Below are 14101 nucleotides of genomic sequence, written 5' to 3'. Positions count from 1 at the left end.
AGGCCTTTGTGAGAAGCAGTTTGGCTATTCCTTCAAGGAAAACCCGTTTTTCTACGGACCTGTTTCACAGGGCAGTATGCTACAAGAGCACATGCTGAATCTCCGTAAGCAAGTGGAACTAGCGTTTGCACAAGAATCGAATCAACTAACTTCCGTTATGAAGTATAAAAAAGTAACGGTTCGTACAACAAAGCGCGTCGAGAAGTGGTTTATCTTGCGGAATGCGTTTCGATTAATTGAGCGGATGATTGAGCACTTGCGAGCCACAATCCTGTCTCCAAATCATGTGACGACCCTCAAAAAGCTTCAAGAGATTCAAGTGGAGCAAATCTCGTTGCCGTTGGCGGGGTAAGAAAGTTGAACTCCCCCTAAAAAAAGAAAATTACGACACAAGGGATACGTCTGTTCAAAATCAGGTAAGTAACATACTTACTCTCAGCGACAGCATGACTTATCATATCTAACGGAACATCAGCTGGTTTACTCGCTTCATAACAAAGAATATGTGTAAAACTATCCAGCTGAGGATTAAAATCGGGCCTCGCAGGATAAATCTGCAATAAAATAACATTCTCATTCTTCTTGCTTTGAATTTCGTCTTTTCTTTCAAATAAGTGTTATTACTTTAGCTTCCAGAAAATCTCCTCCATTCAAAATGTCTATTCGATCTGCTTAAAGCACTTTACAATAAAAAAACTTCCACCATACTCTGGTAGAAGCTTCTTATCGCAATTTAATCATTCAAAATTCCAATCATTTTTCTTTCCTTCGCTAGCTGCTCCACAGTAAAATCATGCTGAGCAGAAGCATAAGCGCTAAAAACAATATCGAGCACAAACAATTGAGCAAATCTGGAGCTTGTTGCCGCACTACGAAGCTGTGCTTCCGGCGTACGTGATGTAAATAAAGAAACATCAGCAAGCTGAGAAAGCTTGTTATTACCAGGACGAGTGAGGCTAATTGTTTTTATTCCCTGTTCCTTAGCTTTTCACCGCTATACGAAATTCCCCAGAAGACGGCATTTTCTGATTTCGTAGCCATGGCTCCCGCCAATAAATGACGATCTGAAATCGCATATACATTTTTCCCTTACCCCATAAACATAAATAACCACTGCGTGCTCAATAGACTGCGCGTCGAGTTAACTGGCCGTATTCTGAAAGGTCAGTATGGTGTTCGACAGCAATTTATCAATGATGGAATCAACGTTTCATTCGATTCAACATCAAAGTATCTAACATGCGGCGTGTACTCTACCTCCGCGGATAAACGGATTTTCAGCGCTGGAAAGCCCTCTATTCCAAGCGACCGACAAAAACGAACAACCGCGGCACTGCTTGCCTCCGCTTTTGTCGCTAACTCATGTATGGTCATATGCAGTACTTCTTTAGCATTTGCAAGAATGTACTCCGCTACTTTTTTCTCTGATTCTGGCAATTCATTTAAGTCTAGCTCAATTTGCGAAATCATACTTCCCCGCAATTAAACCTGCTCCAACAAATGTAGGAATCATTGGTATGAAAATATTTCCCATTTTTCGCAAAAAGTTCTTGAACGGTTTATCATTCTTCGTTTTAAGCTTCGCCTTCATTTGTGCGCTTTGTGCTTGTAATTGCTCAGCCGAAGTCGCTATTTTCCCAATACTCATTTAGACTATATTGAGCAATCTAAATTTTGTATCACTTCTACGATTCCACACGTTCCATTATTGACGAATTTTTATTTCAATATTAAACTATAAATAAGAAATTAAATTCCAAAAAACCGTTTTTTTCATTTATTAAATTTATCCCAACATTACGTCGCAGGAGGAAATGAAAGATGACGACGACACCAAACATCATCGTAATGAACCATCCAACTAGAGAGCAGCTTGACAAGATTTACGATATTTTAGATGAATGCTTTTCCGTAGGCCGAGCTTATTTCCAAGAAAGATTAGACCTAGACACCACATATGATCCAGATACAACATGGTTTGCGATGGTTGACGATAAGATTGCATCTAATGTACAAATTTTTCCGTTTCATATTAGAGTCGGTCAAGCGATCTTGAAAACGGGTGCAATGGGGAGTGTCGGTACAGATCTAAATTACCGCGGGCTGGGGCTTGCACACAAAATTCTTCATGCGCAGACCAACTATATGAAAGAAACCGATTATGATATAAGCTTGCTTTTGGCTAGCAAGCATGCGTTTTATGAAAAAGCTGGCTGGAGACTTATTCCGGAGACTGCTTTCGCAATTGAAAAACCAGCAAGTTTGGAGCAGCAGCAAAACAGTGATGAAATCATTCCTTTTGAAGCCTGTTATCTCGATGATATCCGTTTCATCTATGAACAATTCAATAAGAATCGTACCTACACCGTGATCCGAAGTAGAACGTATTGGAATGATTTATTGACCTGGCCGGAATGGAAGAAAGTTGACTGCTTGCTCCTTCGCAGAAATGGAAAAATCGTCGCTTATGGCATCATTGAAAAGAAAGATACTGAACAAGTATTTATTAATGAATTATTGTATTTGAACGAAGCCGAAAACGGCGTTGAAGCTTTGTTTCATGCCTTATGTCAGCTGCGCCAAAATGCAATGCAAATATTAGCGATGCTCCCAGAGGACCATAAGCTATGGTCCTATTACCAACAGCATCAAGCAAATTCAATTCAAATCAATATGGCGATGTGGAAAATGATCAATCTCAGTTCAACTTTCCATAAGCTTCAGCCTGAATTAGAAGATCGCCTAAACCGTAGCAACATAATTGCAGACCAGGAGCTGCATATTGCACTTCGCAGCAATGAGGACTGTATCTACTTGGATTATAAGCAAAAGCAGCTTTCTGTTTCCGATGCTAGTAATCATACCAATTCCTATACTTCAATAGAAGTAGATGAACGCGAGCTAATGACTTATATCATGTTCGGCTATAATGAAGCAGGCGCAGCAAAGGACAGTACTGAGCACGCTAACATCCTTCAAGCTCTATTTCCGAAACAACAAGCCGTTTTTTATTTGACCGATAAATTTTAAGCCATTTTTGATTCCTACCATTTTAAAATAAGGGTGTGTCGCAAGTCCAACTGCTCGGACTTATGACACACCCTTATTTTTCCATAGCGACAAAGACTAGTCGTTGTTCATTTTTGATCTTCCTAACAGGACAGCACCGTAGGCTGCATCCTTAATCGGCAAAGTTAGCTTTGTTTGCGCGTAGCTCTGTGCGAGCTTTCGCTCCAAGGCTTCTTTCACAAAGCGAGACTTTTGCAGCACACTTCCTGCAATCGCAATCGGACTTTCATATAGCTTAAGCCGTTCAATAACAGGCACAACAAGCTCATATAGATTGGCTGCACATTTCTCCGCTAACGCTATTGCATGTGCATCGCCCTTCTCGCATGCCGTCGTCATAATCGGTGCAAGCTGCGCAATATCTTTTTTCGTCGTATTTTTATCATAAACAAAGCCAATAATCTCTTTCACAGTGCTTAATCCAAGCTGCTCATATACCATCGCTGGGATGACCGTATCGGTTATTCTTCCGTCCTCCACTTGAACTAATACGGATAATAGATCGCGCCCAATGCTATAACCGCTTCCCTCGTCATCAATCAGATGACCAAAGCCTCCTGTGCGATGCTGCTCTCCTTTTTCATTGACCCCAAAGCAAATCGATCCTGTACCGGCAATGAGAATGATGCCTTGCATCGCATTTTGTGCCCCGTATAATGCGGTTTCTTGATCGCCTGTAATCGTTAATGGCCCGATATAACCGTTATTTCTCACATGCTGCTCCAAAAAATTGATGACCAGCGGATTACTTATTCCTGCCGCACCTATACATATATGAGCAACTTCTTGTAAATTACCGCAGTAGAGCCTCGTTTGACTAAAAATTTCCTCAAAGGAGGCGGCAATAGCATCAGCATCACCACCGTTATAATTAATAGGCCCTACAGTAAAGGTGAATAAAGAGTCTTCCTGGTCATGCGTAATGGTGACAGCTGTTTTCGTGCCACCCCCATCAATTCCAACGATAAATGCCATACCTATGTCCCCTTGTTGCACTTTTTATCTACATCTGTATCGTAATATTGGCGGTGGGTACAACCTCACCATTTAGGATTGGAAGGAGTGATTTGAATGCATCAAGTGTATACTCAAATGCCGCAATTCCGCAGAACTCGCCTTCGATTAACGGTAAATCATACGGGCGACCTAATGTAATGGCCGTTACTTTGCAGCCTGCTGCCAGCAGCTTCTGAACAAGCGCAAGCTGACCTTTGTTTTCACGCGCATTGAACAAGCCGATAACAATATGCTTGTAGCCTTGTATCTTTGGCAGCGCAGCGTTGATTTGCTCCTCGCTCGGGTCAATGTCGATAATCTCATAAGCTGTATTAAAATGCTCCCCCATATATTGAGGAAAGCTAAGAGCTTGATTCAAGCTGCTGGACGCAAGATCGGTGCGGTATGAATAGGAACCCATAAATAACACTTGCTCGTCACCGGTATGAATGGGCTGGAGCTCACCTTTAATGAGGCAGATCGTTTCCGTACGCATTAGCTCATTTGCTCGGCGATGTACATCGCAGCCAACTAGTTCATAATCTAGCTCCTCAATCGTCGCATATTGTGCTTTATAAGCTAAAATTTTTGTAACAGCTGCATCAATTAGCGCTTCATCCAAATCACCGGTGGCTACAGCTTCTTCGATCAAATGAATCGCTTCCTTCACTGTCTCAGGAGTATGACTAATGAATACCAAATCAATACCTGCTTTAACAGCTCCTAACGCTCCTTTTGCCGTACCATAGTATCGTTTGATCGCGTCCATTTCTAAACAATCCGATACAACTAACCCTTTATATCCTAATTTTCCTTTTAATATCTCTGTAATAATGGTATGAGACATAGTTCCGGGCACACCGGATTTTTCAATTTTCGGAAATAAAATATGTGCACTCATAATCGCTTGAGCGCCTTGCTCAATTGCGGCCTTAAACGGCAGCAGCTCAAGCTGCTCTAATTCCTCAAGTGTTTTTTCAATGGTAGGCAAGCCAATATGTGAATCGACATTTGTATCACCATGACCTGGAAAATGCTTAAGTGAGGACATGACGCCTCCATCGAGCAATCCCTTCATCATTTGAATTCCATACTGGGATACTGTTGCAACAGAATCACCATATGAACGAACATTTATGACTGGATTCAATGCATTATTGTTAACGTCCATAACTGGAGCTAGATTAAAATTAATACCTAATGCTTTCAATTCTCTGGCAGTCATTCTGCCTGCTGCATACGCATTTTCAGGTCGTCCTGAAGAAGCAATTGCCATGGCTCCAGCAACATTGGTCGCGTCTTTAGGCATACGAGTGACTCGACCGCCTTCTTGGTCGATCGTAATAAAACCCGGGATACCAGTATGTGTCGTGTACCATTGCTGCAGCTCAGTAACAAGCTCGCCTAATTGATATTTATTGTCGACATTATGTGAGAATAAAATAATATTGCCGACTTTATAATGCTCAATAACTTCCTTCAGCTCAGGAGTGATCTCGGTTGAAGGGAAGCCTGTTACGAACATTTGTCCAATCTTTTCGCGCAAGCTCATATGTTCTATTGTTCTCATCAATTATTCACCTTCCTCTAGCGATATAAATGATACTGCTGTGTTATTTCTGCAAATTGCTTGCTTTCCGCTGCAAACTGTTCAAGCAGCTGCTTGGCTTGCATATTTTCCGTACGATACATGTTGTCTCCCCCCAGCAAATCGATAAATGGACGAGAGCCCTCCTTCACAGGAGGCAGGAATGAAAATTGCTCGTACAAATCTCTTATCGTAAATAATAAGGTTACCCCAACTTCTAAAGGCCTCAGCACTTGGAGATCTGTAATGTAAATTTGTACCCCGCCGCATAGCTCGCCACAATGTTTAGATGACGTTGGCTTGAAATGAACTGGACGAAAAAGCACACCCGGGATAACTTTTGCATTCATCTCATCTGCCAATTGCTGCGCTTGAATGAACGGAGCACCAATCATTTCAAACGGGAACGTTGTGCCTCGTCCTTCCGAGCAGTTCGTGCCTTCAAATAAACATGTTCCTGTATATAATAAAGCTGTTTCATATCGTGGCATTCCAAGTGAAGGATGAACCCAAGTTAATCCTGTATCCGGGAAGGACATGCTCCGTTCCCAGCCTTCCAAACGAACGACATGCAGCGATGCATTCCAATTCATTTGATCATTTGCCATCGTTGCTACCTCACCTGCTGTTAATCCGTATCGCACGGCTAGCTCGTAATTTCCAACAAATGATTTGAAGCCGGGCTTCAAGACATTCCCTTCTACCGTTACCCCGTTAAGCGGATTAACACGATCAAGAACAACAAATTCTACACCTGCATTTGCACAATCTTCAAGTGCATACAGCATCGTATAAATAAATGTGTAATAGCGTACACCAACATCTTGAATATCGTATACAATGATGTCTACTTCATTCAGCATTTCTTTTGTTAAACGCTTGGAGTCTTTACGGTACAAGCTATAGACTGGAACATTCGTAAAAGGATCCGTGTAAGTGTCTACTACTGCCCCTGCATCCAAATCTCCGCGAACGCCATGCTCAGGTGAAAACATCGCAGCAAGATTAAAATTTTCATGTAATATAGTAATCGTTGATGCAAAATCCTTCGTAAGACCTGTCGGCGCTGTAATCAATCCTACGCGCTTACCTTCGAACAAATAACGATAATTCGTTATAGAATCAATCCCATTTAACACCATATGAAGCTGCCTCCTAGCTGCTTTTTCGCATAAATGGATAGAACAAGGGAATGTTTCCTGCTATACATAGAAACACTCCCTCTTAGCTAGTTGAATAGTTACCAAAGACTAGACTGCCTAACCTTCACCGTTTCAGCAGGCACCATAAATGCTTCTGCATATGTCTTTCTTGCTTCACAGCCGCGAACAACTGCTAGTGCTTTATAGTAATCCATGTATTTGAAAGATTTGCTATTCGTCACAAACCAATGCTTGCTTAAAGCATCTATCCATAGATCAAATGCCGCTTGATCGAAATCCACATATACGTAAGGGACATAATCAACCGCATCCTCCCAGTTTTCGGAGTAATATAATCTTGCTGCAAAGTGCGCGGGGAGCGCTCGTTCAAAGGATGATAGACTTGCGAAGAAACGGGCATCATTTACGATATGATGCGTTAGCGCATGGTCCTTATGCATACTGTTTTTCCAGTGTGTAATAATAATGTTAGGCTTCACGCGACGAATTACATCACAAACCTCCATACGAATTTCCTGATTGTCAGGCAACTCTCCGTCACAATAATCATCGAATACAATGGCTTCACCGCCTAGCATATCCGCAAAAACCTGTGCCTCTTTCACTTTTTGCTGACGATATTCCTTTATATCCTGTCCTGCCGGGACCCCTCGTTCACCCGCAGTTAACGCTAGTGTCACAATGCGATCTCCCTTTAAACTATGACTTGCGAGTACACCACCAGAAGCTAGCTCCACATCACCAACATGTGCTCCAATTGCTAATACTGTGAATTTTTCGCTCATCTTTAAAGTTCCCTCCGCAATATAGAAAATTGTTTTTCAATAGTAAAGCCCGCTTTTTGATAGATTCGAAGAGCCGGATTATTATTTCCAGTGAATAGAGAGATATATTGACAGCCCACATTTTGAAAAGCTTCAACCATTCGGAAAAATAATACACTGCCAAGGCCATGCCCCTCATGCTCTGGGTGCACTCCGATACCGCAAAAAAATGCTCTTCCATCAGGCTGCGAAATAATTGGACCTGCAAAGCCCACAACCTCGTTTCCGTACACAGCTACTACAAGCGGTGCGCCAACCTTCACATAAGTAACAACATCCTTCTTCCACTGCGGATTTTGCAGGGCAGCAAGCGTTGCTTCAAGCCCAGTATGTAAATCAGGGACATAGGACGTAATGTAATAGTCCTTGCTAGTTGCATTGGTTTCCTTATCTAAAATATCTTCGGGAACTATAAAGCTTCCGAGTTTTAAATACATGCCGCATTGCGTCGCTCGATCTTCGTAGCCTCTAGCCATTAAAGCTTCATATAATGGCAGGTCCTTACTGATGCCCGGGGCATTATTATGCTCATGCTGAGGTACACTTGGAATACTCCACTTCAGCTTAACAGGGTTGAAAAACAATACATCCGCTTGTCTTTTCCCAAGTTCTTGGAATCTTTTTTCTAAACGCAATAGAAAAGCATCGTAAAGCTCCAGAGAAGCCACATGGGTATCTATAATAACACTCGTAATATAACCGGCCACATCTCCAAGAGGGAGATCTTCACCGCAGCAGCCAGCTGCAAAACCAACAATCCCTTTTTCGTCACAGCCTACCCATATACAGTCAGCGTCAAAATAAGGATGGTCGATGAATGTATCTTGAAACTCTCGCTCTGTAAATGGCTTATAATCATATTTTGTAGCCTCACGATTCCAAAGCTCTACAACTGCAGAGTGATCTTCAATTGAAAAGGGTCTGATTTGCAACATTTAAGCCTCCTGTGAACGTCCAATATAGGGCCAGGAAATTTTGCCCATTACTACTGGCTGTGAAGCTCCAGTTACTAGCGGGATATTGTTTGGTAAGCGCTCCATCGTGTAATACGCTAGCAGAGCAAAAGCAATTGCTTCCTTAGCATCACTATTACCACCGATATCCTCCTGCGTCAGCACCTGCACGTTATGCGGTGCAAATAAGTGCTGTAAATCACGCAAAAGCGTCTTGTTATAGCTTCCACCGCCGCCAATTAACAATTGCTCAGCCTGGTGCTGCGGTGCAATATACCGTTCATAGCTATCGACGATGCTCCAGGCAGTTAAGTACGTAGCTGTTGCAACAACATCTTCTGCTTTCCAGTTATTAACCTTCATCATTTCAATAATTTGTGCCACGTATTGTTGGCCAAACCGTTCTCTGCCTGTCGATTTTGGTAACGGCATCCTATAATATTTATCCTGCTGCATCCATTTCAATAGCTCATCTATCACTTGACCGCCCGCACCAATTTCGCCATTAACATCCATTGTCATTGGTGCAAATAATTGCGATACAAGGCCATCGATAATCATATTTCCAGGACCCGTATCAAAAGCAAATACCTCATCCGGTGAGGCATTTACAGGCAAAACAGTCACATTGCCTATTCCGCCAATATTTTGCATCAGAAGTGTTTTCTTTGGATTGTTAAACAATAAGTATTCGGTAAATGGTACTAACGGAGCTCCTTGTCCACCCATTGCCATGTCAGCAACTCGAAAGTCTGATACGCAAGGAATTCCTGTGCGATTGGCGATAACTGCACCATCCCCAATCTGAACGGTACAATGCAGATTATAACCGCCCATAACATTCTCATCCGGAGCATGATAGATTGTTTGACCATGCGATCCTACTGCGAATATTTGCGAAGGCGAAAGGCCGCATTTCCCTATAACGGATAATGTGGCTTGGGCGTATAATTCGCCAAGCCACATATTCATTGCGCCAACCTTATCAATCGTAGCGCTAGCGGGATCAAAAAGCTCAAATATGGAGTTTCTAACTTGCATCTCAAAAGGTGTGTTTTCAAAAGCCAGTAATTCAATCTCTACTCCATGCTCTTTTTCGGCTGATGGGAAAAGCTTAACTACTGCTGCATCAATACCATCTACTGATGTACCGGACATCAAGCCAACTAAGTATGTTGCATCAACTTTTGATTGTTTGTCCATTAACCTTTCACCGCTCCAACTGTTACCCCTTCAAGGAAGTATTTTTGTAAACTGAAGAACAAAATAAACATTGGAACTGCTGAAATGGTTGCCCCCGCCATCATCGGTGCAAAGTAAGTTGTATTCGCAAAGCGAAAGTTTTTCAAGCCGACCTGAATGGTTTGCATATCCATCGTATTCGTTACTAGGAACGGCCAGAAAAAGTCATTCCATGCCGCCATAAACGTTAGGATTGCTAGTACTGCCATAATTGTTTTAGATAAAGGCATAATGATATACCAGAAGATTTTAGGCTGGGAACAACCTTCGATTTTAGCAGATTCAATAATTTCAACTGGAATGGAGGACATGAACTGCTTAACCAAGAAGATGTTGTATACCGTTACTATGCTCGGCATAATCAACGCCGTGTACGTATTTTGTAATTCAAAAATATTTACGATCAAAATATATAGTGGAACCTGTGTGACTTGAACAGGAATCATCATAGATCCCAGCAAAATAGCGAACAAAATGTTTTTTCCTTTAAATTTCATTTTTGCAAAAGCATATCCAGCGAGTGTAGCAAAAAATACGTTAGATACCGTAATACACGCTGCCACTATAAATGAATTCAATAACCAGTCCCATGTATGTGGGCTGAAGTTAAAGAAGAATTTATAGGAATCAAATGAAATCTTCGATGGTAAGATAGAATAGCTCATTGCACCAGCTTCTACCGGATCACCGAACGAGGAGATGACCATAAAGTATATCGGGAATATGGTAGCTGCGGCAAATAGGATAAGGAACGTAATGTTTGCGCCATTACGTATGAACAGATACCCTTTGCTTCTTAAGCTGTTGTTGTACAAACCCATAGTATTCTGCTCCTTTTCCTAGTATTCTACATCTTTACCTAAAAACTTGAATTGAAGGAATGATATAAATCCGATAATCGCTGCTAGAACTAATGATTGTGCCGCTGCCTCACCAAACTCAAAATATGTGAACGCATTGTTAAAGATTAACAAACCTACCATTGTTGTTGCATGGTCTGGTCCACCGCCTGTCATAAGATAAGCGTTTTGGAATACTTGGAAGGAACCGATAACACCAGTAACAAGTAGGAATAGCGTTGTTGGCTTAAGGAAAGGGACAACGATAAACCAAAGCTTTTGCAGGAAAGACGCGCCATCAATTTCAGCTGCTTCATAATAGCTGTTATCAATAGCGAGTAATGCGGCTATATAAATAATAATTGCTGTACCATGACTTGATAACCATGACATTAACACAAGTGAGAACATTGCAGTTGCACTGGAACCAAGCCAGTTTTGATTTTCAATACCTAAAAAACTCACGAGCTTATTAGCAATACCTGATTTTAACGGATCGAAGATCCACAGCCACACAACAGAAAGCGCTACACCAGATGCAACGGCTGGCAAGTAATATAGTGCTTTAAAGATCGTTTGTGTTTTTTTCTTGAAAGGAATAATCAAAATTGAAATTAAAAATGATAGAAGAATATTAAACGGAACAGTTAATAGCGTATATACTAACGTGTTTTTCAGTGCTTTCCAGAAAAGTTCATCTGAAAACGAGTTAACGAAGTTATCCATGCCGACAAAAGTGGATCCTAATGGACCATATTTTTGTAAGCTGATAATAAAAGCATTGATGACTGGATATGCGGTAAATAAAGAAAACGCAATAAGTGCTACTGCGATAAACGCGTATCCCCAACCTGAGTCACTTTCGAGTTTCAATTTTTTTCTTTTAGTCAACGTTTGATTCATTGGGTCGCACCTCTCTTCTAAAAACAGTACAAGCTCTAGCTAATTTAGAAGGAAAGCTGTACGTTCTAGCTACGCACAGCTTTCACATGTCAGCCTAAGACAGACTAGTCAACTACAATACCATCTTTACCGAAAGATTTAATTGCAGCTGCTTTAACTGCATCATACATTTCTTGTGGAGCAATCTCATTTGCAAGTAAGGCTTGTAGTTTAGGAATAATAACTTCTGTTTCAATTTTTAATGCTTCAGCAGCCAGATCAGTAGGAATATCTGTACGAGCCGGAAGCGCTTTTGCCATCATAGCTTTACCTGCAGCAACGTTATCTTCGTTACGAGGGAATTTTTCAAGTACTTCTGCATTACGTGCAGATTCAGTAATTGGTGATAAGAACAGCTCATTACTGTAGTTAGCAGCAATTGAACCAGAAGACAAGAAATTCGTTGCTAGGGCAATATTTTTGATGTGCTCTTCAGATGGAGCTTTTTTACCACGAAGTGCGATATAACCATCAACGATTGAAGTAGGGACATAATCGGCACCGTTGAATGTTGGGACTGGAAGTGAAATATAATCAACTTCAATAGAATCTGCAACAGCTGAACCATCGTTCGCTTTAATCTTCTCATTGTTTAGACGAGCAGAGTTTTCAAATGCAGATAAACCTTTACCTGTGATCATCGTTTGACCCGTTAGGAACATGTTCCACCGTTTACCAGCATCGATAGAGCTTAGCTCTTTAGGCATAGAACCATCGTTGATCATTTCGCGAATAGATGTAAGTAGCCCCAAGAAGTTTTTGCTTGTATACGTATATTTAAGATCTTTATCGAAGTAATCTGGTAAACCAGCAGTTTTAGCAAGAATAGCTAGATAGTCTTTAGATGCTACACCAGATGTTGCGAACACGAAACCATAACGAGTAGTTTCACCTTTATCATTTTTCACTACGCCTTTAGAAATTGCATTACGGAACTCTTCATAAGTCCAACCGTTTTGTTGAATGCTTTTCCAATCAATTCCGGCTTCTTCAAGGAATTGTTTGTTACCACCGATAGTGTGGATTTCCATATACGCTGGTAGGCCGTATTGAGCGTCACCTAGTTGGAAATATTTCAATGGAACTTCGTCATAATCTGCCTTCGCTTCATCAGAAAGGGCACCGTTAAGGTCGATTAGTACATTAAGTGCTGCATATTTCGAAATTCCTGAAGCACCGATAAAAGCAATATCTGGAGGAGAACCTGCATTTACTTGAGTATCAAGTTTTTGCGTCATATCTTCCCAGCTCGCTGGCTCGATTTTCAAAGTCAAGTTAGGATGTAGTGTATTAAATTCTTTTTCCATATCAGCAAAACGTGTTTGATAGTTCGCTGATATCGGAGGTAAAAGTGCTGTAATCGTATCCTTTTTAGGCTCAGAACCACCGTTACTAGTTCCTGTGTTACCGGAATCTGTAGAAGCTGGAGCGTTATTTCCGTTTCCTCCGCAAGCCGATAATAGTGATACCATCATGATTCCTGACAAAAACAGAGTTAATCCACGTGATCTTTTTTTCATCGAAAACAGCCTCCTCAATTATTAATAGCATCCATCCTGTTATTCCACTTTTCACACCTAAACCAATGATGAGATTGCCTGTTTCAAGCGTCCTCCATTTGCGTTAAGTACTCGTTCTGCTTCTTTTGCATCTAACCCCGATTTAATCATCATAATTGCCAGCTTACAGTTCATAGATGCTTTTTTAAGTGTTTCTGCGGCGGTTGATGTATCTACACCAGTCGTGTTCATGATGATACGAATCGAGCGATCTACGAGCTTAAAATTACTAGCCTTCAGATCAACCATCAAGTTGTTGTACGTTTTTCCTAACTTGACCATTGTGCACGTTGTCAGCATATTAAGCACCAACTTCTGAGCAGTTCCTGCCTTTAATCGAGTCGAACCGCTAATGACCTCAGGTCCTACAACAGGTGTTATACAAACATCTACAATGGGTTCGAACTTTGAGCCTCTGTTGTTACAAACACCGATAGTGGCTGCTCCAAGTTCCTTTGCTTTCGCTAAAGCTGCAATAACGTAGTTTGCACTACCGCTTGCCGAAATCCCAATAAGTACATCTTTGTTTGTTACACCAATGCTTTCGATTAATGCGATCCCTTCATCCATATCGTCTTCACAGCCTTCAACCGCAGTACGCAAAGCAATATCACCACCAGCAATATAGCCCTGCACCAAGGAAGGATCTGTACCAAAGGTAGGAGGACATTCGGAAGCATCCAGAACACCTAATCTTCCTGATGAGCCAGCTCCTATGTAAAACATTCTTCCACCATTAGACAACCTATGATGTAGAATATCTACCGCCTTTGCAATCTGCGGAATCTCCTCAGCTATAGCTCTGGGGACCAGTGCATCTTGTTGATTCATTAACTGGATCATTTCTTCCGTAGTACATTCATCAATCATTAATGTGTCTGGATTCACAGCCTCTGTTGTCAATCCCGCAAGGTAGTCATTCATAG

The 14101-nt window shown here is 41.5% G+C and carries 14 protein-coding genes; 2 read left to right on the top strand and 12 right to left on the bottom strand.

Annotated elements, in window-relative coordinates; genetic code table 11:
* Positions 1-91: 91 nt before the first annotated feature.
* Positions 92-352 carry a hypothetical protein gene (locus tag ACQKMP_RS12670; RefSeq protein WP_427469507.1) on the top strand — a complete coding sequence of 87 codons (261 nt, stop codon included), beginning with the start codon at positions 92-94 and terminating at the stop codon, positions 350-352.
* A 381-nt stretch (positions 353-733) separates the two neighbouring features.
* Here the strand turns inward: ACQKMP_RS12670 and ACQKMP_RS12665 are convergent, their stop codons facing one another.
* Together ACQKMP_RS12665 and ACQKMP_RS12660 are read right to left on the bottom strand one after the other, a co-directional pair.
* Positions 734-961, bottom strand: a complete 228-nt coding sequence (locus tag ACQKMP_RS12665; RefSeq protein WP_427469747.1) for a hypothetical protein — start codon at positions 959-961, stop codon at positions 734-736.
* A gap of 203 nt (positions 962-1164) precedes the next feature.
* The gene (locus tag ACQKMP_RS12660; RefSeq protein WP_427469506.1) at positions 1165-1482 is read right to left on the bottom strand and encodes a MurR/RpiR family transcriptional regulator; all 318 of its coding nucleotides are present in this window, start codon (positions 1480-1482) and stop codon (positions 1165-1167) included.
* Between the two features lie 339 nt (positions 1483-1821).
* Here ACQKMP_RS12660 and ACQKMP_RS12655 point away from each other — a divergent pair, with 339 nt between their 5' ends.
* Positions 1822-3030 (top strand): GNAT family N-acetyltransferase, encoded by a 1209-nt coding sequence (locus tag ACQKMP_RS12655; protein ID WP_427469505.1) that lies wholly within the window; start codon positions 1822-1824, stop codon positions 3028-3030.
* A 96-nt stretch (positions 3031-3126) separates the two neighbouring features.
* On the opposite strand, the gene ACQKMP_RS12650 is transcribed toward ACQKMP_RS12655, so the two are convergent.
* The 10 genes from ACQKMP_RS12650 to murQ form a co-directional block, all read right to left on the bottom strand.
* Positions 3127-4044: an N-acetylglucosamine kinase gene (locus ACQKMP_RS12650; RefSeq protein WP_427469504.1), complete on the bottom strand. Its 918-nt coding sequence runs from the start codon at positions 4042-4044 to the stop codon at positions 3127-3129.
* Between the two features lie 28 nt (positions 4045-4072).
* The gene (locus tag ACQKMP_RS12645; RefSeq protein ID WP_427469503.1) at positions 4073-5635 is read right to left on the bottom strand and encodes a glycoside hydrolase family 3 protein; all 1563 of its coding nucleotides are present in this window, start codon (positions 5633-5635) and stop codon (positions 4073-4075) included.
* A gap of 17 nt (positions 5636-5652) precedes the next feature.
* The gene (locus ACQKMP_RS12640) at positions 5653-6795 is read right to left on the bottom strand and encodes a DUF1343 domain-containing protein (protein ID WP_339242241.1); all 1143 of its coding nucleotides are present in this window, start codon (positions 6793-6795) and stop codon (positions 5653-5655) included.
* Positions 6796-6893: 98 nt separating this feature from the next.
* The gene (locus ACQKMP_RS12635; RefSeq protein WP_076100309.1) at positions 6894-7601 is read right to left on the bottom strand and encodes a PIG-L deacetylase family protein; all 708 of its coding nucleotides are present in this window, start codon (positions 7599-7601) and stop codon (positions 6894-6896) included.
* 2 nt (positions 7602-7603) lie between these two features.
* Positions 7604-8575, bottom strand: coding sequence for a GNAT family N-acetyltransferase (locus ACQKMP_RS12630; RefSeq protein WP_427469502.1), 972 nt, complete (start codon positions 8573-8575; stop codon positions 7604-7606).
* Entirely contained in the window at positions 8576-9796 is a 1221-nt protein-coding gene (locus ACQKMP_RS12625; protein ID WP_427469501.1) for an anhydro-N-acetylmuramic acid kinase, read from the bottom strand.
* Positions 9796-10656 (bottom strand): carbohydrate ABC transporter permease, encoded by an 861-nt coding sequence (locus ACQKMP_RS12620; protein WP_042129105.1) that lies wholly within the window; start codon positions 10654-10656, stop codon positions 9796-9798. The genes ACQKMP_RS12625 and ACQKMP_RS12620 overlap by 1 nt, the downstream gene beginning before the upstream one ends.
* An 18-nt stretch (positions 10657-10674) precedes the next feature.
* Entirely contained in the window at positions 10675-11577 is a 903-nt protein-coding gene (locus ACQKMP_RS12615; protein ID WP_042189608.1) for a carbohydrate ABC transporter permease, read from the bottom strand.
* A gap of 104 nt (positions 11578-11681) precedes the next feature.
* The gene (locus tag ACQKMP_RS12610; RefSeq protein ID WP_036688723.1) at positions 11682-13136 is read right to left on the bottom strand and encodes an ABC transporter substrate-binding protein; all 1455 of its coding nucleotides are present in this window, start codon (positions 13134-13136) and stop codon (positions 11682-11684) included.
* Between the two features lie 57 nt (positions 13137-13193).
* Positions 13194-14099 carry an N-acetylmuramic acid 6-phosphate etherase gene (murQ, locus tag ACQKMP_RS12605; RefSeq protein ID WP_427469500.1) on the bottom strand — a complete coding sequence of 302 codons (906 nt, stop codon included), beginning with the start codon at positions 14097-14099 and terminating at the stop codon, positions 13194-13196.
* Positions 14100-14101: the final 2 nt, after the last annotated feature.

The organism is Paenibacillus sp. NPDC101420 (assembly GCF_050277435.1).
In the GTDB taxonomy this organism is placed as follows: domain Bacteria; phylum Bacillota; class Bacilli; order Paenibacillales; family Paenibacillaceae; genus Paenibacillus_AQ.
The sequence above is the reverse complement of the archived record's forward strand: the minus strand, read 5'-3'. Positions and strand labels throughout refer to the sequence as shown.